18 protein-coding genes and 1 pseudogene are annotated in these 20,106 nt (G+C 72.5%); 12 read left to right on the forward strand and 7 right to left on the reverse strand.

Annotated elements, in window-relative coordinates; genetic code table 11:
- The first annotated feature begins 21 nt into the window (after positions 1–21).
- From ACZ5C2_RS01315 to ACZ5C2_RS01330, 4 genes are read left to right on the forward strand one after another with little or no spacing between them, the layout of a single operon-like run.
- Entirely contained in the window at positions 22–1,602 is a 1,581-nt protein-coding gene (locus tag ACZ5C2_RS01315) for a 4-coumarate--CoA ligase family protein (RefSeq protein WP_468785269.1), read from the forward strand.
- The gene (locus ACZ5C2_RS01320) at positions 1,599–2,333 is read left to right on the forward strand and encodes an enoyl-CoA hydratase family protein (protein ID WP_468785271.1); all 735 of its coding nucleotides are present in this window, start codon (positions 1,599–1,601) and stop codon (positions 2,331–2,333) included. The genes ACZ5C2_RS01315 and ACZ5C2_RS01320 overlap by 4 nt, the downstream gene beginning before the upstream one ends.
- On the forward strand, positions 2,321–2,935 hold the full coding sequence (locus ACZ5C2_RS01325) for a TetR/AcrR family transcriptional regulator (protein ID WP_468785273.1): 615 nt from the start codon (positions 2,321–2,323) through the stop codon (positions 2,933–2,935). The genes ACZ5C2_RS01320 and ACZ5C2_RS01325 overlap by 13 nt, the downstream gene beginning before the upstream one ends.
- Positions 2,936–2,938: 3 nt before the next feature.
- Positions 2,939–3,496 carry a hypothetical protein gene (locus tag ACZ5C2_RS01330; protein WP_468785275.1) on the forward strand — a complete coding sequence of 186 codons (558 nt, stop codon included), beginning with the start codon at positions 2,939–2,941 and terminating at the stop codon, positions 3,494–3,496.
- A gap of 12 nt (positions 3,497–3,508) precedes the next feature.
- On the opposite strand, the gene ACZ5C2_RS01335 is transcribed toward ACZ5C2_RS01330, so the two are convergent.
- Positions 3,509–3,667 carry a hypothetical protein gene (locus ACZ5C2_RS01335; protein ID WP_468785277.1) on the reverse strand — a complete coding sequence of 53 codons (159 nt, stop codon included), beginning with the start codon at positions 3,665–3,667 and terminating at the stop codon, positions 3,509–3,511.
- Entirely contained in the window at positions 3,664–4,332 is a 669-nt protein-coding gene (gene pdxH / locus ACZ5C2_RS01340) for a pyridoxamine 5'-phosphate oxidase (protein ID WP_468785279.1), read from the reverse strand. The genes ACZ5C2_RS01335 and pdxH overlap by 4 nt, the downstream gene beginning before the upstream one ends.
- A gap of 284 nt (positions 4,333–4,616) precedes the next feature.
- On the opposite strand from pdxH, the gene ACZ5C2_RS01345 reads away from it, so the two are divergent.
- Positions 4,617–5,717, forward strand: coding sequence for a citrate synthase 2 (locus ACZ5C2_RS01345; protein ID WP_468785281.1), 1,101 nt, complete (start codon positions 4,617–4,619; stop codon positions 5,715–5,717).
- Between the two features lie 329 nt (positions 5,718–6,046).
- Here the strand turns inward: ACZ5C2_RS01345 and ACZ5C2_RS01350 are convergent, their stop codons facing one another.
- A complete protein-coding gene (locus ACZ5C2_RS01350) occupies positions 6,047–7,489 on the reverse strand; it encodes an NCS2 family permease (RefSeq protein ID WP_468785283.1) in 1,443 nt (480 codons plus the stop codon).
- Positions 7,490–7,759: 270 nt separating this feature from the next.
- Here ACZ5C2_RS01350 and ACZ5C2_RS01355 point away from each other — a divergent pair, with 270 nt between their 5' ends.
- Both ACZ5C2_RS01355 and ACZ5C2_RS01360 read left to right on the forward strand, forming a co-directional pair.
- Positions 7,760–8,434, forward strand: a complete 675-nt coding sequence (locus tag ACZ5C2_RS01355) for a helix-turn-helix domain-containing protein (RefSeq protein ID WP_468785285.1) — start codon at positions 7,760–7,762, stop codon at positions 8,432–8,434.
- Positions 8,435–8,734: 300 nt separating this feature from the next.
- Entirely contained in the window at positions 8,735–10,147 is a 1,413-nt protein-coding gene (locus ACZ5C2_RS01360) for a PAS domain-containing protein (protein WP_468785287.1), read from the forward strand.
- 56 nt (positions 10,148–10,203) lie between these two features.
- On the opposite strand, the gene ACZ5C2_RS01365 is transcribed toward ACZ5C2_RS01360, so the two are convergent.
- On the reverse strand, positions 10,204–10,959 hold the full coding sequence (locus ACZ5C2_RS01365; protein ID WP_468785289.1) for an SIS domain-containing protein: 756 nt from the start codon (positions 10,957–10,959) through the stop codon (positions 10,204–10,206).
- 233 nt (positions 10,960–11,192) lie between these two features.
- Between ACZ5C2_RS01365 and ACZ5C2_RS01370 the strand changes: the two genes are divergently transcribed.
- Both ACZ5C2_RS01370 and ACZ5C2_RS01375 read left to right on the forward strand, forming a co-directional pair.
- A complete protein-coding gene (locus tag ACZ5C2_RS01370) occupies positions 11,193–11,885 on the forward strand; it encodes a metal-dependent transcriptional regulator (protein WP_468785291.1) in 693 nt (230 codons plus the stop codon).
- Positions 11,886–12,477: 592 nt separating this feature from the next.
- Positions 12,478–13,350, forward strand: coding sequence for an alpha/beta fold hydrolase (locus ACZ5C2_RS01375; protein ID WP_468785293.1), 873 nt, complete (start codon positions 12,478–12,480; stop codon positions 13,348–13,350).
- Positions 13,351–13,387: 37 nt separating this feature from the next.
- On the opposite strand, the pseudogene ACZ5C2_RS01380 reads toward ACZ5C2_RS01375, so the two are convergent.
- Positions 13,388–13,696: pseudogene (locus ACZ5C2_RS01380) on the reverse strand (P-loop NTPase family protein); the annotation flags it as partial.
- 21 nt (positions 13,697–13,717) lie between these two features.
- A complete protein-coding gene (locus ACZ5C2_RS01385; protein ID WP_468785756.1) occupies positions 13,718–14,380 on the reverse strand; it encodes a bifunctional DNA primase/polymerase in 663 nt (220 codons plus the stop codon).
- 306 nt (positions 14,381–14,686) lie between these two features.
- Between ACZ5C2_RS01385 and ACZ5C2_RS01390 the strand changes: the two genes are divergently transcribed.
- Both ACZ5C2_RS01390 and ACZ5C2_RS01395 read left to right on the forward strand, forming a co-directional pair.
- Positions 14,687–16,072 (forward strand): transcriptional regulator, encoded by a 1,386-nt coding sequence (locus ACZ5C2_RS01390; RefSeq protein WP_468785295.1) that lies wholly within the window; start codon positions 14,687–14,689, stop codon positions 16,070–16,072.
- A gap of 177 nt (positions 16,073–16,249) precedes the next feature.
- Positions 16,250–18,052, forward strand: a complete 1,803-nt coding sequence (locus ACZ5C2_RS01395; RefSeq protein WP_468785297.1) for a hypothetical protein — start codon at positions 16,250–16,252, stop codon at positions 18,050–18,052.
- Between the two features lie 93 nt (positions 18,053–18,145).
- Here ACZ5C2_RS01395 and ACZ5C2_RS01400 read toward each other — a convergent pair whose 3' ends face one another.
- Positions 18,146–19,453, reverse strand: coding sequence for an ABC transporter substrate-binding protein (locus ACZ5C2_RS01400; protein ID WP_468785299.1), 1,308 nt, complete (start codon positions 19,451–19,453; stop codon positions 18,146–18,148).
- Between the two features lie 172 nt (positions 19,454–19,625).
- Here ACZ5C2_RS01400 and ACZ5C2_RS01405 point away from each other — a divergent pair, with 172 nt between their 5' ends.
- On the forward strand, positions 19,626–20,072 hold the full coding sequence (locus tag ACZ5C2_RS01405; protein WP_468785758.1) for an SCO4402 family protein: 447 nt from the start codon (positions 19,626–19,628) through the stop codon (positions 20,070–20,072).
- Positions 20,073–20,106: the final 34 nt, after the last annotated feature.

Genomic DNA, 20,106 nt, shown 5'->3' on the forward strand with positions numbered 1-20,106 from the left:
CCCGGCCGCCTTGGAGGAACCATGTTCCGAAGCGAGTACGCAGACGTCTCCCCGGTCGACCTCCCCATCCATGACGCGGTGCTCGCCCGGGCCGCCGAGTTCGGGAGTGCCCCGGCGCTGATCGACGGCACCGACGGCACGACCCTCACCTACGAACAGGTGGACCGCTTCCACCGGCGCGTCGCCGCCGGCCTCGCCGAGGCGGGCGTGCGCAAGGGGGACGTGCTCGCCCTGCACAGCCCCAACACGATCGCCTTCCCGACCGCGTTCTACGCGGCCACCCGTGCGGGCGCGGCCATCACCACCGTCCATCCCCTGGCGACCGCCGAGGAGTTCGGCAAGCAGCTGAAGGACTCCGCGGCCCGCTGGATCGTCACCGTCTCACCCCTGTTGGAGACCGCGCGGAGGGCCGCCGAACTCGCGGGCGGGGTGGAGGAGATCTTCGTCTGCGACAGCGCGCCGGGACACCGCTCCCTGATCGACATGCTGGCCTGCACGGCCCCTGAGCCGGTCGTCGCGATCGACCCGGCCGAGGACGTCGCCGCGCTGCCGTACTCCTCCGGCACCACCGGCGTCCCCAAGGGCGTGATGCTCACCCACCGGCAGATCGCCACCAACCTCGCCCAGCTCCAGCCGTCCATCACGGCGGGCCCCGGCGACCGGATCCTCGCCGTCCTGCCGTTCTTCCACATCTACGGGCTCACCGCCCTGATGAACGCCCCCCTGCGGCAGGGCGCGACCGTCGTCGTCCTCCCGCGCTTCGACCTGGAGACGTTCCTCGCGGCCATCCAGAACCACCGCATCACCGGCCTGTACGTGGCCCCGCCGATCGTGCTGGCCCTCGCCAAGCACCCCCTGGTCGCCCAGTACGACCTGTCCTCCCTGCAGCACGTCATCAGCGCCGCCGCGCCCCTGGACGCGAGCCTGGCCGCCGCCTGCTCGCGGCGGCTCGGGCTGCCGCCGGTCGGACAGGCGTACGGCATGACGGAGCTGTCGCCGGGCACCCATGTCGTCCCCCTCGACGCCATGAACGAGGCGCCGCCCGGCACCGTCGGCAAGCTGATCGCCGGAACCGAGATGCGCATCGTCGCCCTCGACGACCCCGGCAAGGACCTCGGGCCCGGCGAGTCCGGCGAGATCCTCATCCGGGGCCCCCAGGTCATGAAGGGCTACCTCGGCCGCCCCGACGCCACCGCCGCGATGATCGACGAGGACGGCTGGCTGCACACCGGAGACGTCGGGCACACCGATGAGGACGGCTGGCTCTTCGTCGTCGACCGCGTCAAGGAGCTCATCAAGTACAAGGGCTTCCAGGTGGCCCCCGCCGAACTCGAGGCGCTGCTCCTCACCCATCCCGGGATCGCCGACGCGGCGGTCATCGGCGTCTACAACGCGGACGGCAACGAACTCCCGCACGCCTTCGTCGTCCGCCAGCCGTCCGCGCCGGAGCTCTCCGAGGGCGAGGTCATGATGTACGTCGCCGAGCGCGTCGCCCCGTACAAGCGGGTCCGGCACATCACCTTCATCGACGGCGTGCCGCGCGCCGCCTCCGGAAAGATCCTGCGCCGTGAACTCCGCTCGGCGCACAAGGAGCCCTCGTGACCCTGATCGGCCGCACCCGCGCGCGGGGCGTCGAAACGCTCTCCCTCGACGCCCCGGAGCGCCGCAACGCCCTGTCCGCCGCGCTCGTCGGCGAACTGGCCGACGCGCTGACCGACGCCGGCCAGGACACCGGCGTCCGAGCCGTGGTCCTCACCCACACCGGCAACACCTTCAGCGCGGGCGCCGACCTGCGCGACCCGCCCGCGCCCGAAGCGCTGGTGGGCCTGTTGCGACAGATCGTCGAGCTTCCCCAACCGGTCGTCGCGCGGGTCACCGGACACGTCCGCGCGGGCGGGCTGGGGCTGCTCGCCGCCTGCGACATCTCCGTCGCCTCCCACGCGGCGACGTTCGCCTTCACCGAGGTCCGCATCGGGGTCGCCCCTGCCGTCATCTCGCTGCCGCTGCTGCCCCGTACCGACCCGCGGGCGCTGGCCCGCTACTACCTCACCGGTGAACGCCTCGACACCGCGGAGGCGGCCCGTATCGGCCTGCTCACGGCGGCCGGTGCGGACGTGGACGACATCCTCGCCCCGATCCTCGACGGCCTGCGCAGGTCCGCCCCCGAAGCCCTGGCCGAGACGAAGCGGCTGCTCACGGCTAGGGTGCTGGAGACCTTCGACCGGGACGCGGCCGACCTGACCGCGCTCTCGGCCCGACTCTTCGCCTCCGCCCACGCGCGCGAGGGAATGACGGCCTTCCTCGAACGACGGGATCCGCAATGGGTGGTGTGAGCACGGCCGACCGTGCGGAACGTGTTCCCAAGCAGGACCGCAGCCGGGCCACCCGGCAGCGGCTCCTGGAGGCCGCCGTGTCCTGTCTCGCCGAACACGGCTGGGCGGGCTCCACGGTCTCCGTGGTCGCCGAACGCGCGGGCGTCTCCCGGGGAGCCGCCCAGCACCACTTCCCGACCCGCGAGGACCTGTTCACGGCCGCTGTCGAATACGTCGCCGAAGAACGCTCCACCGCCCTGCGCGCCCTCTTCCCGGAGGGTGCCGCGGCGAGCGACCGCCGCGCGGTGATCGCGGCGCTGGTCGACCTCTACACCGGCCCCGTCTTCCGCGCGGCGCTCCACCTCTGGGTCGCCGCCTCCAACGAGGAACAACTGCGCCCGCGCGTGACCGAGCTGGAGCTGCGCGTCGGCCGCGAGTCCCACCGCACCGCCGTCGAACTCCTCGGCGCCGACGAGTCCCGCCCCGGCGTCCGCGAAACCGTCCAGGGCCTCCTCGACATGGCCCGGGGCCTGGGCCTGGCCAACCTCCTCAGCGACGACACGGCCCGCCGGGAGCGGGTGGTGACGCAGTGGGCGGTGCTGCTGGACGAGGCGCTGGGCTGAGCCGTGGGTGACCTTCTGCAGGTGATCGTCGACCTCGACGCGACCGGGGCGGAGGCGGAACGGCTCGCGGACCGCGCGGTCACGTGGCTGGTGGCCGAGGGCGTGGTGCTCGCCGAGCGCACGCCGTGCGTGCCGGGACAGGCCTTGGGGTACCCGCCGGGCCCCCACTGGCAGCGGGCGGTGACCGACGACTGGGACCTGCCCCCTGGCGACGGTCTCGCCGTCCACACCGGCCGCACCGGCTTCACCAGCGGCGCGGACATGCCCGGTGCGGCCCTCTGCCCGCGCTGTGCGGCGGCCACCGCGCTGGATCACGCGAACTGGGAGCGCTTCACCCACGCCATGCGGACCTGGTACGACGAGGGCGCCGCCGGTGTCGGCTGCCCCGCCTGCTCCGCGACCGTACCCCTTGCGGACTGGACCTGGGACGAGGCGCCACTCGCCTTCGGGACACTGGGCCTGGAGTTCTGCAACTGGCCCGAGCTCACCGGGGAGTTTTGTGCGCGGACGGCCGAGGTACTGCACGGGCACCGCACCGCGTACGTCTGGGGCAAACTGTAGGAACCCGCGCGATCACGCCCGCTCGCGCTCCTCGCGCACCGCGCGGAGTGCGTCGTAGATGTCGTCCGCCGTGACATCGCCTCGCGCGGCGAGGGCGCGGGCCTCGACCGCCGCCTCGTCCGGCGACAGCGCCGTCTCCTCGTCCCGCGCGCGGGACTCCCGCCCGGTCACGGGCTCAGCCTTTCCACCCGCCAGCCCCCGCCCGCCTCCGCGACGTACCGCAGGCGGTCGTGCAGGCGGTTCTCCCTGCCCTGCCAGAACTCCACCGACCGCGGGGTCACCCGGAATCCGCCCCAGTGGGGCGGCACCGGTACCTGCTCGCCCTCCGGGTAGCGGGCCGCGAGCGCGGCGTACGACGCGTCCAGCTCCGCCCGGCCGGCGATCACGGACGACTGGCCGCTGGCCCACGCGCCCAGCTGGGAGCCGTGGGGACGGCTACGGAAGTAGGCCGCCGTCTCGTCGCGCCCGGTGCGCCGCGCGGTGCCGGTGATGATGACCTGGCGGGCCACCGGGTGCCACGGGAACAGCAGGGAGACGTGCGGGTTCTCCGCCAGGTCCCGGCCCTTGCGGGAGTCGTAGTTCGTGTAGAAGACGAACCCGTCGTCGTCGAAGTGCTTCAGCAGCACCGTGCGGGAACCGGGCCGTCCCTCCGCGTCGGCCGTCGAGACGATCATGGCGTTCGGCTCGAACAGTCCGCCCTCCGTCGCGGCCTGTTTGAACCAGCGCGCGAACTGCTCCACGGGAGTGGCGGCCAGGTCGGTCTCGGAGAGCCCTTCGGTCCGGTACTGCTTGCGCATCGCGGCGGGATCGAAGGGAACGGCGTCTCGGTCGGTCACGCCGTCATCCTGCCGTATGAGCGGGCCCTGGGGGAGCGGTGTCCTTCGCCACCCGATGGCACTGAGTGCCGCGAACTCTCCCCAAAGATGGCACTCGGGGATATCGTGCTGGCACTGATCCGGTTGGGTGACCGCCAGCCGGGAATCACAGGGTTGACGTCCCGGACCGCGAGTCGACACAGCGTGACCGCGGATCCACCGGACGCACCCGCCCCGACTTTGACCGACACATGGTCGTCCCACCCACAACACCATCTGTCACCCACCTCACAAGGAGCCGCCAGATGTCCGACTTCGTACCCGGGCTCGAAGGAGTCGTCGCGTTCGAGACGGAGATCGCCGAACCGGACAAGGAGGGCGGCGCCCTCCGGTACCGGGGCGTCGACATCGAGGATCTGGTCGGGCACGTCTCCTTCGGCAATGTCTGGGGGCTGCTCGTCGACGGGGCGTTCAACCCCGGACTGCCGCCGGCCGAGCCCTTCCCGATCCCCGTGCACTCGGGTGACATCCGCGTGGACGTGCAGTCGGCGCTCGCCATGCTGGCCCCCGTATGGGGCCTCAAGCCGCTCCTCGACATCGATGCCGAGCAGGCCCGCGACGACCTCGCGCGCGCTGCCGTCATGGCGCTGTCCTACGTCGCCCAGTCCGCGCGCGGCCAAGGTCTGCCCATGGTGCCGCAGCGCGAGATCGACAAGGCCGAGTCCGTCGTCGAACGCTTCATGATCCGCTGGCGCGGCGAGCCGGACCCCAAGCACGTCGCCGCCGTCGACGCGTACTGGACGTCGGCCGCCGAGCACGGCATGAACGCCTCCACGTTCACCGCGCGGGTCATCGCCTCGACGGGCGCCGACGTAGCGGCGGCACTCTCCGGAGCGGTCGGCGCCATGTCGGGACCGCTGCATGGCGGCGCGCCCTCGCGCGTGCTGCACATGATCGAGGAGATCGAGCGCACCGGGGACGCCGACGCGTACGTCAGGCAGACCCTCGACAAGGGCGAGCGTCTGATGGGCTTCGGCCACCGCGTCTACCGCGCGGAGGACCCCCGCGCCCGCGTGCTGCGCCGCACCGCCCGCGAGCTGGGCGCCCCGCGCTTCGAGGTCGCCGAGGCGCTGGAGAAGGCCGCCCTGGCCGAGCTGCACGCCCGCCGGCCGGACCGGGTGCTGGCCACCAACGTCGAGTTCTGGGCGGCGATCGTGCTGGACTTCGCCGAGGTTCCGGCGCACATGTTCACCTCGATGTTCAGCTGCGCCCGTACCGCGGGCTGGTCGGCCCACATCCTGGAGCAGAAGCGCACCGGCCGCCTGATCCGCCCCTCGGCCCGCTACGTCGGCCCGGGAACCCGCGACCCGCGCGAGATCGAGGGCTACGGGGACATCGCCCGCTGATCCCGGCCGGAAGCGTCGAGAACGCGGACGACCCGCGAGTCGGGTTTCTCCTCGAGGAGAAGCCGGCCGGACGTACCGGCGACTCGCGGGTCGGGTGACCGCTCGGGATTGGGCCGACTGCGCGCTTCGCTCACGCGCTGGTCCGGCACCGCACGGAATGTGGTGACGGGCCGCTAGCCCGCAGCCACCTCACGCGTCCGGTATTCATACATCTGCCGAACCACCTCCCTTCTGTGTATCCGAAAGCCTAGGAAGTGCTCGGCGTCGGATCAACCGTTTTTCTCCCGGAGCACGGAAGCGGCGGAAGCTCCGGAGGCGGGCCGGCGCGTTCAGACGCCGATGAGCTGCTTGACCGGCTCGATGGCGAAGTAGGCGAGGAAGAGCGCCGCGGTGGCCCACAGCAGCCAGTGCACCTCGCGGGCCTTGCCCAGGCAGGCCTTGATGACCACGTAGGAGATGAAGCCGACGCCGATGCCGTTGCTGATCGAGTAGGTGAACGGCATGACGACGATGGTCAGGAAGGCGGGGACGGCGAGCTCGTAGCGGTCCCAGTCGATGTGCCTGACCTGCGTCATCATCAGGAAGCCCACCGCGATGAGGGCGGGGGAGGCGGCCTGCATCGGCACGATGGTCAGCAGCGGGGTGAAGAAGAGGGCGAGGGCGAACAGGCCACCGGTGACGAGGTTGGCGAAGCCGGTCCTGGCGCCCTCTCCGACACCGGCGGCGGACTCGATGTAGGTGGTGGCGGACGACGAGGAGGTCGCACCGCCCGCGACGGCCGCCGCGCTGTCGATGAACAGGACCCGGCCCAGACCGGGAACCTTGCCGTGCTCGTCGAGCAGCCCGGCCTCGGCGGTGACACCGACGACGGTGCCCATGGTGTCGAAGAAGTCGGACAGGATCAGCGTGAAGATCAGCAGGACCACGGTGAGCACGCTGATCTGACCGAACGAGCCGAGCAGGTCGAACTGCCCCAGGAGCCCGAAGTCGGGCGCCGCGACGGGGTTGCCGGGCAGCTCGGGCTCGGTCAGGCCCCAGGTCTTGATGTCGGCGATCGCGTTGATGACGACGGACAGGATGGTCATCGCCACGATGCTGATGAGGATGGCGCCCTTCACCCTGCGGGCCATGAGGACGACCGTCAGCAGGACGCCGAGGCAGAACACGAGCATGGGCCAGCCGGACAGGGTGCCGGTGCCGAGCTGGACGGGGACGGTGGTGTTCGCGGCGTCGGGGATGCGCGTGACGAACCCGGCGTCCACGAAGCCGATGAAGGCGATGAACATGCCGATGCCGACGCTGATCGCCTGCTTGAGGGGTTGCGGGATGGCGTGCATGACGGCCTCGCGCAGACCGGTCAGCACCAGCACGCAGATGAGCAGACCCTCGAGCACCACGAGGCCCATCGCGTCGTCCCAGCTCATCAGCGGGGCGATCTGGAAGGCGACGACGGCGTTGAGGCCCAGGCCCGCGGCCAGGGCGAGCGGCAGGTTGCCGGCCACGCCCATGATCACCGTCATCACGGCGGCCACCAGGGTGGTGGCGGTGGCCAGCTGGGCGGGGTCCAGCTTGTCGCCGAACTTGTCCTCGGCGCTGCCGAGGATGATCGGGTTGAGCACGAGGATGTACGCCATGGTGAAGAACGTGGCGAATCCGCCGCGTATCTCCCGGCTGTACGTCGAGCCGCGCTCGCTGATGCGGAAGAGCCGGTCGAGGGAGCCGCCGGTTCTGTCGGGCGTGGGGCTCTCCGGATCGGTGGTGATGGTGTGCACGTGGTCTCTCCTGGCCTGCGTGGAGCGGGGGGGCATGGCGATGCCGCCGAGGGGCGGGGATGGAGGTTGCTACGAGATCCCAGCCCGAACGGCTTGCGCGGGAACCTTGTCGAGCATGGCCGCCGAGTCAACATCTGGGAAGCAAAGGGTGGTTGCCGTCCCGCTGGTCTATGTCATTTCCTATGAATCGACGACGACCTTCCCGCCATAACGGGATGCAGGCGACAGCGGGCATGGTGATCACGATGCGTCGCTCCCTACTCTCGCCCCGTGCATCCTCCCCTCCCCTTCAGTGCACGCGCCGCACGCATCCTGCGCGAGAAGCTCGGAATGGCCCCCGGCCATGTCGCCTACGGCATGCGCGCCTCCTACGGCATGACGTACGTCTCGCCCGATCACATCACCGCCTGGGAGCGCGGCCTCGCCGTACCCACCGCCAACGAACTCACCGCCCTGGCCGCCGCCCTGTGGTGCTCGCCCCGGGATCTCATGGGTGCCCCCCGCACCCTGCGGGAGCACCGCATCGCCCGCGGGGTCGCGCCCGAGGACGTCGCCCGCGCCGTCGGTCTCGGCCTCGACGCCTACCTCGCCATGGAGGAGACCGGCCGATGGACCGGTGACCGCATGCAGTCGGCCAACCTCGGGGCCGTTCTCCAACTCCCCCCAGGAGACCTGCTCACCCTCACAGGGGGCGACGGGGAGCTCGCCGACCTCCTCACCGAAGCCGTCTCCACCCGCTGGCAGGCCCACATCCACGACATCGCCCGGCTGCTCTCCATGGAACGCCGCGATCTGAAGAGCGTGCTGCGTACCATGCACGGCGAGTACCAGGCCCTCATGGCCGTCACCCTCAGCCGGGCCGGCGGCGCCTCCGCCGGAGACGACGGGCGGCGCTATCTCGACGGGATCGTCGACCGCTTCTGGACCCTGCTGCACAACCGCTGAAGCCCGCGCCCCGTCCAGCGTCCCGAGCCGGACCGCCACCCTCGGGGACGGCGTCCGGTTCGCTCGCTCGCGGGGCTTCGATGAGGTCGAGCGGTATGTTCTGCCGGGGGAGAGCGAGCTGTGGCTCACGCTGAGGCCGGCGTCTTTCCCCTCGTGAACGGGCACATACGGCCGTGTCGTACAACGATTCTCTCAATCTTGTCGGGAACCCGGTGTGCGCTGAGTCACGTTCAAGTTGAATGATGGCCAGTGAGCGAACCGTCGTGCCGTACGTGCGGACGCAGCCTGCAGGGGGTCCAGGTGAGTGCTTCCCGGCGTAGTGGGACCACCGACGAGCTGGGGCCGGACGAGCCCGAGCCCGCGCGGGAGGGCTCGGACGGCTCCGACCTCCTCGCCGCGCTGCTCGACGGTATGGACGCCGCCCTGTGCGCCCTCGACGCGGACGGCACGGTCACGCACTGGAACCGCGAGGCGGAGCGGATCCTCGGCTGGACCGCGGCCGAGGCGGTGGGCCGCAGCGGGTTCGCCGGGTGGGCCGTGCGCAGCGCGGACGCCGAGGAGGTCGAGGCGCGGCTGATGTCGGCCATGGACGCGCCGGGCCGGCAGGTCAACGAGTTCGCGCTGCTGACCAAGGACGGCGGCCGGGTGCTGGTGCGGACGCAGTCCGCGGCCGTGCGCGGGCCGGCCGGGAAGCCGGCGGGGGTGTACTGCGCGTTCAGCGAGGTGCACGCGCAGATCGATCTGGAGCGGTCGATCGCGCTGAGCGAGGCACTGCTGGAGGACGCCAGCTGGGGCGTCGTCCTGGTCGACGCCGACCTGCGGCCCGCGGTGGTGAACGCGCACGCCGCGCGGGCGCTGGGCGCGGGGCGTACGTCCGTCCTGGGACGGCCGCTCGGGGAGCTGCTGGCACAGGGTGTGGAGGAAGTGGAGAGCGCGCTCACCCATGTCCTCGCGGAGGGCGCGCCGCCCGCGCCGGCCGAGCTGTGGGTGAGCGTACGGACGCCGGAGGGCGAACGGCGGCGGTGCTGGCGCAGCGGGTTCGTGCGGCTGGCCTCGCCGCTCGCGGAGGAGCCGGTGCCGCTCGGGGTCGGCTGGCTGTTCCAGGACGTGACCGAGTACCGGCAGGGCGAGCAGGAGGCGTCGCTGCTGCGGTTCCGCGCGCAGCAGTTGCACCGCGCGGCGCGCGCGGCGGCGGAGTGCGAGGATCCGGCGGAGGCGGCGACGGTCCACCTGGACTTCGCGCTCGCCGGATTCGCCGACCATGCGCTGATTGACCGCGTGGTAGAAGGCGCGGAGGGCCCGGCCGGCGCGGAGGGCGCCGACCGGGTGCGGCTGGTGCGGATCGCCGCCACACCGTCCGGCGCGCCGGGGCCCAGCAGGCTCGACGGGCGGGCGGGGCTGCCGGTGCGGTACGGGGAGGGGCATCCGGCGGTGCAGTGTGTGGAGCGGGTCGGGTCCGTGCGGGCCGGGGCGGGTTCCCTGCCCGCCGAGGACGCGCGGGCGTGGGCGCTGGCGCGGCAGTGGCCGGCGGACGCGGTGTACGCGTTGTGCACGGTACTGCGGTGCCGGGGGCGCACGCTCGGTGCTGTGACGTTTCTGCGGGGGGCGGGGCGGAACGCGTTCGAGCGCTCCGACGCGATGTACGCGGAGGATGTGGCGGTTCGCATTGCCACGTCTCTGGATCTGGCGTCCCTCGTCCCTCCGGACCACTGATCCCCGCCCGCCGCCGCCCCGGTCCCGGGACGGGAAGGGGCGGCGGCGGGCGGGAGTCACCAGCGGTAGAAGATGCGGTCGGCGTACTCCTCGAAGACGCGCGCGTTCCACTCGTGGCCACCGTCCACGTTGCCCGAGCGCAGCAACGGCGGCTCGATCCCGCGATCGGCGAGCGCCGCCGCCGCAGTGGCCATGACAGCCTGGAGCAGCGCCGTGGTGACCACCGTGGACGCGGGGGCGAAGGGCGCGGGAACGCTGTGATGGGTGAGCTCCGCGTCACCGACCGCGATCCCGGAGTCCAGCACGATGTCGCAGTGGTCCCTCAGGAACGTCCCGGAGGAGTGCCGGGAGGACGTCTGCGTCGCGTACGCCACCGACGTCACACCGATGACCTTCACGCCCCTCTCCCGGGCCTTCATGGCCATCTCCACGGGCAGCGCGTTGCGCCCGGACAGCGAGATGATCACCAGTGCGTCGCCCGCCCGGAGCGGCGAGGACTCGAGCACGACGGTCGCCAGCCCGTCGACGCGCTCCAGCGCGGAGCCCAGCGTGGCCGGCATCACGTCGACGCCGACGACACCCGGCACGGTGAGCAGGTTCATCAGCGCGAGTCCGCCCGCGCGGTAGACGAGGTCCTGTGCGGCGAGCGAGGAGTGCCCGGCGCCGAAGGCGAAGAGCCGGCCGCCGTCCGCGACCGAGTCGGCGAGCAGCGTGCCCGCGGCCGCCACGGACTCGGCCTCCTCGTCGCGGATCCGCCGCAGCAGGCCGATCGCGGCGTCGAGGAACTGACCGGCCGGGGTGCGGTCGCTCATCCGGCGTCCCTTCGCGGGTGGGAGTGTTGCGGATCACCGTGCGGTCTGGACCAGTGCCGTGTCAATACGGCATCGGGAAGCCCGGTTTCCCGACCCCGAAACCCCTCGTTCCCGCGGCGCGACCCGGTTGTCGGCCGTATGCGTCAGAATTGAGTCCTGGGCCGGCGCACGCGCCGGTGAGCAGCCCGGCTTCCGGCAGAGCCAATTCGCACAGATCTCATCGAGGGGCATGTATGTCCGGACTGATCGACACGACGGAGATGTATCTCCGCACCATCCTCGAGCTGGAAGAGGAAGGTGTGGTCCCCATGCGCGCCCGGATCGCCGAGCGGCTCGACCAGAGCGGGCCGACGGTCAGCCAGACGGTGGCGCGCATGGAGCGCGACGGCCTGGTGTCCGTCGCCCCCGACCGGCATCTGGACTTCACGGAGGAGGGCCGTCGGCTGGCCACGCGCGTGATGCGCAAGCACCGTCTCGCGGAGTGCCTGCTCGTCGACGTGATCGGCCTGGAGTGGGAGCAGGTGCACGCCGAGGCGTGCCGCTGGGAGCACGTGATGAGCGAGGCCGTCGAGCGCCGCGTGCTGGAACTGCTGCGGCACCCGACCGAGTCGCCGTACGGCAACCCGATCCCGGGCCTGGAGGAGCTGGGCGAGAAGGACGGTGCCGACCCGTTCCTGGACGAGGGCATGGTGTCGCTGGCCGATCTCGACCCGGGCACGGAGGGCAAGACGGTCGTGGTGCGCCGGATCGGCGAGCCGATCCAGACGGACGCGCAGCTGATGTACACGCTGCGCCGGGCGGGCGTACAGCCCGGCTCGGTGGTGAGCGTGACGGAGTCGCCCGGCGGGGTGCTGGTGGGCAGCAGCGGCGAGGCGGCCGAGCTGGAGACGGAGGTCGCCTCCCACGTGTTCGTCGCCAAGCCCTGACCGGCCAGGACGCACGGGCCCCGGCGGGTGGCGGCAGCGGGCGGACGGACGGGAGGCAGCGGAGGGACAGGGTGACCGGCACGACGGGATCCGCGGCGGTGCGCCGCGCCCACCGGGCGAACGGGTCGCGCCCGCCGGTGTGAACGCGCCGAATCGAAGATCCAGTACGGCGAATCGCAGCGCTCGCCGGAATCGCGTGCAAGGCTGTCGAGTGAGGCATATGACCTGAGGGGCTCTTGGCCGGGCCGACAGCGATGTCACCCCGGCCGGGGAGGGGCGGGACGATGTGCCGTGACCACGTGAGGAGCCCCGGCGCCGTACGGCGCCGGGGCCTGTCCTCCCCTGTGCTGACCCGGAGCCCCGAGCTCTCAGGGTCATTCCCCTCGGACCGGTTTCCCCGAGCGGTCCGCCTCCCGTTGAAGATCTCCCCTGGACCACGACGATCAATCCCCGCCGGGTGTCACTCGAACGAGGGGTGTTGCCGGGCAGGACGGCATTCTCGAATGTGCATTCGATAATCTGCGGAACAGTGCGGCCGGAAGGGCCAGAACGCAGGCAGTGGGCAGGCAGCGAGCTTGGGGGTGCCAGGATCATGGCGCGACGCATCGAGGTGACCGGGGCGGACGGCGTACGACTCGCCGCCTGGGAGTTCGGCGACCCGCCCAAGAACGCGGCCGACCCCGCGGAGACCGGCGCGCAGAACGCGCCAGGCGTGCTGTTACTGCACGGCCTCATGGGCCGTGCCTCGCACTGGGCGTCGACCGCCCGCCGGCTCTCCGCGCGGTACCGCGCGGTCGCCCTCGACCAGCGCGGCCACGGCCGCAGCGACAAGCCCCCGCAGGCTTCTTTCACCCGGGACGCCTACGTCGACGACGCCGAGGCCGCCCTCGACCAGCTCGGCCTCGGCCCCACCGTCCTCATTGGCCATGCGATGGGCGCGCTGACCGCCTGGCAGCTCGCCGCCAAACGCCCCGATCTGGTCCGTGGCCTGGTCATCTGCGATATGCGGGCCTCCGCCCTCGGAGCCGCCTCGCAGCGCGAGTGGGCGGAGTGGTTCACGGCATGGCCGGTCCCCTTCGCCACGCTCGCCGACGTACGCAAGTGGTTCGGCGAGGACGACCCCTGGGTGGAGCGCCCCAACCCCGCCCGGGGCGAGTTCTACGCCGAGGTGATGGCCGAGTCCCCCGACGGCTGGCGCCCCGTCTTCGACCCGGACCAGATGCTCCGCTCCCGCGAGACCTGGGTGTTCGACGCCCACTGGGAGGAACTGGCCCAGGTGCGGTCCCCCGCCCTGGTGGTCCGCGGCCTCGACGGTGAACTGGGCCGCGCGGAGGCCCAGGAGATGGTGCGCGTCCTGCCCCACGGCCAGTACGCGGAGGTGGCCGACGCGGGCCACCTCGTCCACTACGACCAGCCGGAGACCTGGCTGGCCGCGATCGAACCCTTTCTGGACACCCTCAGCTGATCTCCGCCGCGAGGATCCGGGCCGGCCCGACCTCTCCCGGGGTGACGCCCTCGAACGGCTCGTCCGGGAAGAGGACTTCGGGGTTCGTGCGGAGGGCGGCGGCGAGGCCGGTCTTCTCGCGCCGGTCGAGTGGTCGATGACGAGCCGGTGTTGGGCACCGGCCGGATCGAGAGCGTCGAGCAACCGCGCGGCCCGCTTGTCGACCACACCACCGGTCAGCCCCCGCAGCCGTCCGGTGCGGGCGGGCGGTTCACGCCCCGACGGCCGCCGGAACGGCCGCGGCCCTTCCGGCAGTACTCCGGTCCGGGCCCCTGACCTGCACCGGGTCCCGCCACACGTCGTGCCCGACCGCAGGACAGAAGGAGCCCTACCGATCCCGACCGCACGCATAGGCCAACGCCGGAATCAACTCCTCCACATCCGGCAGCCACCGATTCGCCGACGTGGGCCGGCGGGCCCACTGCACGGCCCCCCGACACCCGAACCGCGTGGGCGGCGCGGCCACATACGCGCCCTCACCCAGGATCGCCAGGTCGATCGACGACAACGACCACCCCAGCCTGCGCAGCAGGCCCGGCGCCTTCGCCGCCGCCCCCGGCAGCACGAAGAACTCCATCCGCCGGTCCGGCGTCAGCGTCACCGGCCCCGGCGTCAGGTCCATCCGCTCCATCCGCGCCAGCGCCAGGAATCCGGCCGTGTCCGGAACGGAGATCGCGTCGAACGTCCGCCCGGTGGGCAGCAGGACCGAGGCGGCCGGCCGCGTCTGCCACATCCGCCGGACGACGGTGGCGCTGCCGGTCGCCTCGGTCGCCCAGTCCGCGCGAGCCGGGTGCGCGCCGGGCGCCGGGCACGCCGCGTCACCGCACGAGCAGCCCTGCACCCCCTCCGGGGCCTCCAGCCAGGTGCCCGGGAACACGTCCCAGTGTCGCTCCTCCGCGTAGCGGACTGCGGTGTCCAGCAGCGATTCTCCGCGCTGCTTCGGGATCTCTACGGCGTCGGTGCCCGCGATCGTCTCTTCCACGATGAACACAACTACGGCCGTCACCAGGGGTTACGCCCGTGCGCATGCGCGGGGGAGGGGCACCGTTTCTCCGATCGGGGCGCATGGGTGCATCCGTGGGGGCGCGCGGGAGGATCCGCATCCGCGGATGGGTAGCCACGAGGGGGGCCGGCGACTGCCGTTACCCCGGCAATCCTCACATGCTTCGCATTGTCGGCACTTCGGCGGGGCATTGATCTTCACGGCCGGTTCTTCTCGCCGGGACGTGAGAAGTACGGCCGCGGAAGAACGTCAACCCGGTGCGTGGGCAGGCACCGCAGCCTGAGGGGGTACGCCATGGCCGCAAGGCCTCTCGTCGCGCGGCAGCCGAACGAACGGCTGCAGGCGCTCATCCAGGAAGCCGGATGCTCCAACGCCGGACTGGCCCGCAGGGTCAACATGTGCGGAGCGGAGCACGGCCTCGATCTGCGCTACGACAAGACGTCGGTGGCGCGCTGGCTGCGCGGACAGCAGCCGAGGGGCCGGGCACCGGCGATCATCGCGGAGGCCCTGGGCCGCAAACTGGGCCGGACGGTCACGATCGACGAGATCGGCATGGCCAACGGCAAGAACCTCGCGTCGGGTGTCGGTCTCCAGTTCTCGCCGACGGTACTGGGGGCCATCGAGCAGGTCTGCGAGCTGTGGCGCAGCGACGTGGGGCGGCGGGATTTCCTGTCCGGCTCCTCCGTCGCCTCCTCCGCGCTGGTGGAACCGAGCCGTGACTGGCTGATCTCCGCTCCCGACGGGCAGGTGTCGCGCTCCGCCGGTCCGCGCGTGGGGCAGTCCGACGTGCAGGCCGTACGGTCCATGACGCAGGCCCTGGTCGACCTGGACCACCAGTACGGCAGCGGGCATGTCCGGCCGGTCGTGGTGCACTACCTCAACAGCGTCGTCTCGGGGATGCTGGCGGGGTCGTACCGCGAGGCGGTGGGCCGGGACCTGTTCGCGGCGGTGGCGCGGCTGACCGAACTCGCCGGGTACATGGCCGTCGACACCGGACAGCCGGGCCTCGCCCAGCGCTATTACATCCAGGCACTGCGGCTGGCGCAGGCGGCAGGCGACCGCGGCTACGGCGGGTATGTGCTCGCCGCCTCCATGAGTCATCTGGCCGCGCAGCTCGGAAACCCGCGTGAGATCGCGCAGTTGGCGCGGGCGGCGCAGGAGGGCGCGCGGGGGCGGGTGACACCCCGCGCCGAGGCGATGTTCCTCGCAGCGGAGGCGCGCGGGCACGCGCTGATGGGCGACACGCACGCCGCTCAGGCGGCGGCGGGGCGCGCCGTGAGCGCCATGGAGGCCGCCGATCCGGGCTCCGGTGACGACCCGGTGTGGATCGCGCACTTCGACGAGGCTTATCTGGCCGATGAGTTGGCGCATTGTCACCGGGACCTCGGTCACGCCGAGGCCGCCGCGCGGTGCGCCCGCCAGTCGCTGGAGGGGCACCCCGAGTCGCGGGCCCGGCGGCGGGCGATCGGCTATGTGCTGCTCGCCACGGCGCAGGTGCAGCAACGCGAGATCGAACAGGCCTGCAGTACGGGCCTGAAGGCGGCGGGGCTGCTGGGCGGGCTCCGCTCCAACCGGGGCGCCGAGTATCTGGAGGACCTCCAGCAGCGCCTTGAGCCGTACCGGGAGGAGCCGGTGGTGCGGGAGTTCGGAGCGCGCATGGAGCTCCAGGCGGCGGCGTGACGCCCGTTACCGGGAGGGAGGATGGGGAGGAGGTGACGTAGTCAGCGTGCGGTGACCTGGTTTTGTTACCGCGCTCACAGGGCAAGAGGTCAGGTTCTGTGCTGCGTGGCACCGGGCTCGGGGAACCCGGTAGCGTGAGTCGACGATTCACAAGGTCCCCCATTGGTAGGAGTCCCGGTGACGCAGAGTGGACAGGGCGAGGAGCCCTCGGCGCGCCCCGCGCGCGAAGGCATCGTGCTGCCCTCCGACGGTGGTGAACCCCTGCTGCCGGGCACGACGGCCGGACCGGTCGCCCCCGGCGGCAGCGCGGACGGCCGGCCCCCCGCCGGCGGTTTCCCCGCCTCGGCACCGCCCGGCGGCCAGACCTGGGGCACACCCTGGGGCCCCGGCCGGACGGACCCCGGCCCGCCGCCGGGCCAGGACTGGCAGCCCTCGTCCGACGGACAGTGGAGCGCGCCGGAGCAGTCCCCCTGGGGCACCCGGAACCCGCCCCCGGGCGCCCAGGGTCCCGGCCCGCTGCCCCCCGAGGGCGCCCGGCCGGCGTTCCCGGGCACCGACGCGGGGTACGGCGGTCAGGGGGGCCCGGACGGCTCGTCCGCCGGCCACGCGGCCGGTGACGGGTACGGTGCCGCCGGCGGTGACGGATACGGTGCCGCTGCCGGAGGGGCCGGGTACGGTGCCGCGCCGGTGTCGCAGCCGGGGGCCGGGTACGGCGGTCATGGGGGCCCGGACGGCTCGTCCGCCGGGCACGCGGCCGGATTCGGTGCCCATCCCGGGCCGAACGGCTCCGCCGACGCCTACGGCTCCGCCCACGGGGCCCCCGCCCACCACGCCTACGGCGTCTCCCCGGGCGGTGCCGCGCCCCTGCCTCCCGCGGCGCCCGACGGGTCCGAGGGGGCGACCCAGTTCCTGCCGCCGGTGCCCGCGGACGGCACCGACGAGGGGGCGACGCAGTACATACCCCCGGTGGGCCCGGGCGCGCTGCCGCCCGAGATGCCCGCCGCACACAACTCCGAGGAGACCCGGTACCTCGGCCTTCCCCAGCAGAACGCACCCGGCACCGGGCACCTGCCGCCCGCCGGCGGGCCCGACGCCGAGGCCACCCAGTACATCGCCCCCGTCACCGACCAGCCTCCCGGGCAGCCCTTCGGCGCCCCGGCCCCGCCGCCCGGTGACGGCAACCGGCAGCCGCCCGCCGAGTTCGACAACCTCTTCCGCAGCGACGACGCCGGCCCGGCCGGATCCACCCAGCAGCTCCCGCGCGTCGAGTACGGCGGGTCCGCACCCGCCGCGCACACTCCGCGGCCTGCCGGCCCGGCCGGCGGCGGCCGGGGTGGCCGCGGCGGTGGCCGCACCGGTTCACGCCTGCCGGTCATCGCGGCGCTCGGTGTCGGTATCGCCGTCCTGGGCGTCGGCGCGGGCGCCCTGCTCGGCAGCGGGGGCGATGACGACAGTGGTGACAACCAGACGGTGTCCGCCTCCGCCTCCACCGGCCAGGAGGCCTCTCCCTCTCCGTCCGTCGACCCCGCCCGTGAGCAGGCCGTCGAGCTGGACAAGCTGCTGGCCGACAGCGGCGACAGCCGGACCGCCGTGATCAACGCGGTGGCCGATGTGAAGGCATGCCGCGACCTCGGCCAGGCGGCCAAGGACCTGCGGGACGCGGCCGGCCAGCGCAGCAAGCTGGTGACCGACCTCTCCGGCCTGTCGGTCGACAAGCTTCCGAACCACCAGGCACTGACCACCGCGCTCATGAAGGCCTGGCAGGCATCGGCCTCGGCCGACAACCACTACGCGGCCTGGGCCGACCAGGTCGCCGGCAAGAAGGGCTGCAAGAACGGCAAGGCCCGCACGACCAAGCAGACCCAGGCCGGTAACCGGGCCAGCGGCACCGCGACCGCCGAGAAGGGCAAGGCGGCCGGGCTGTGGAACACGATCGCCAAGCAGTACGGCCTGACCGAACGCCAGCCGACCCAGCTCTGACCGGACGTCGGCCGGCCCAGCTCTGACCGGACGTCGGCCGGCCCGGCTCTGTCCGGACCTCGGCCGGCCCGGCTAGGACCGGACCTCAGCCGGTCAGAGGTCCGCGTCCCGCAGTGTCTGCGTCACGTCGGTGAAGCCCTTGCGGGCGGCCACCAGCCGGCCGTTCTCGACCACCTGGAGGGTCACGTTCGCGTTGACCAGGCGCGGGAAGCCGACGGCGGCCAGCTCGTCCTGGAACTTCCACCGCAGGGTGGGGGTGAGGTCGCCCGTGGTGACCTTCAGCCCGCCGTCCAGCGCCCCGCTCACGGCGTCGGCGTCGACCTCGCCGCCGCCGAGCGACTCCACGGCCTGCTGGAACACGGTGTAGGCGATCCAGGTGGTCTGCACCCCGGCGTCCGCCGCGTCGATCCGGTTGTCGCCGAACGCCTCCTTCTTGATCACTTTCTTCATGGTGTCCCAGCGGGCATCGCTCGCCGCCGGGTACCAGCCGGTGACGTACGACCCCTCGTACGGCCCCGACGCCCCGCCGGACGCGTCGATGACCGACTGGTCGACGCTGCCCAGCACGGTCGCGGTGCGCACCTCGGGGTAGTCACCGCGGGCCCGCCGGAAGGAGTCCATGAAGGTGCCCGTGCGGTCGCCGAGGGCGGGCACGACACAGCCCGGTACCGCGGGGTCGGTGGTGACGCGCTCCAGGGCCCGCTTCGCCTGGCTGTCGTACGAGGTGGCGGCCTCCGCGGCGCGCTGGTCACCGGCGAGCTCGTGGCCGCCCGCGTTCAGGCCCGAGCCGAGCAGCGGGGGCAGCTGGTCGCCCGTGATGCTGTCGGGCCGGACCAGGGTGACCGGGCCGCAACTGTCGGCGAGGGTGCGGCCGAGACCGGCCAGCAGCGCCGGCTGGCCGCCGTTGACGGGGTAGGACAGGGGACTGGTGAACTCGTCGTTGGTGATGCCGTAGCCGCCGATGTACGGGATGCCTGCGGCCTCCAGGGTGGGCAGGAAGGCGTCGGCGTACTGGCTGTAGGAGCCGACGACCGCGACGGCCTTCTCCTCGACCGCGCGCCGGGCGCACCGCGCGGCGTCCACGGCGTCGTTCCGCTCGTTGCAGGTCAGTACCTCGAGCCGGCGGCCGTTGATACCGCCCTGTGTGTTGATCCAGCGGGCATAGGCCTCGGCGAGCGCGGGCATCCCGGGTTTGTTCGTGGCGTCGGTGCCCTCGGGCGCCCAGGTCATCACGGTGACGGTGCCGTCCCCGGAGCCCCCCGTGGCACCGGGGACGACCCCGCACCCGGCGGCGAGTGACACGCACGCCACCATCGCGCCCGTGGTCAGGGCGCCGCCTCTGAAGGGCCGGGTCAGGAGGTGGGGGAAGAAGGTGCTGCGGATCTGGCGCCTGCCGGTCATGCTCCCGCACGATTCCGCCACATGGCCAACCCGGGAGTGACCCTTGGTCAACAGTCGGTGACGGGGAGGTGAATTACGGGGTCCCGTGCGACCCCTGAAGCGCGGAAACGTACGATCGACGACCGTGCAAGGTTCGGAGAACTCTTCCCGTCGCGGCCGTCGCTCCTCCACCATGGGCGGCATGCCACTCAACGACATGCCGTGGTGGCGCTGGCGCAGCAATGTGCGCTCCGCGCTGCACATGCTCTCCGACCCCGGCTTCCAGCGGGACGTCTGGCTGGCCGGTGTGCCCGGCTACGGGGACGTCACCGACGCCGTCTACCGGTTGGTCGAGGACACCTGGCTGGACAACTGGTCCGCCGAGAAGTACGTCGGCACGATCTTCCGCGACTCCCAGGAGGCGGCGCTCGTCGACTCCGCGGTGCTGCGGGTGCTGCGGATCATGCACCAGGTCGGGCCGGACGCACCGGTGACCGCCTATCTCGAGAACGAGGGATGGCCGGAGGCGGTGCGGGCCGCGCGGGACGCGCATGTGCGGATGGCGTCCGCCGACGGCGAGGACCCCGACGTCCCGCCGAGCACCCTCGAGGTGCTGCGGATCCTGACGCGGTCCGCGTAGCGGAACGGCCGGCCGGGCGCGACCCCGCGTGTGG

It is taken from the genome of Streptomyces sp. NPDC031365 (assembly GCF_055569765.1).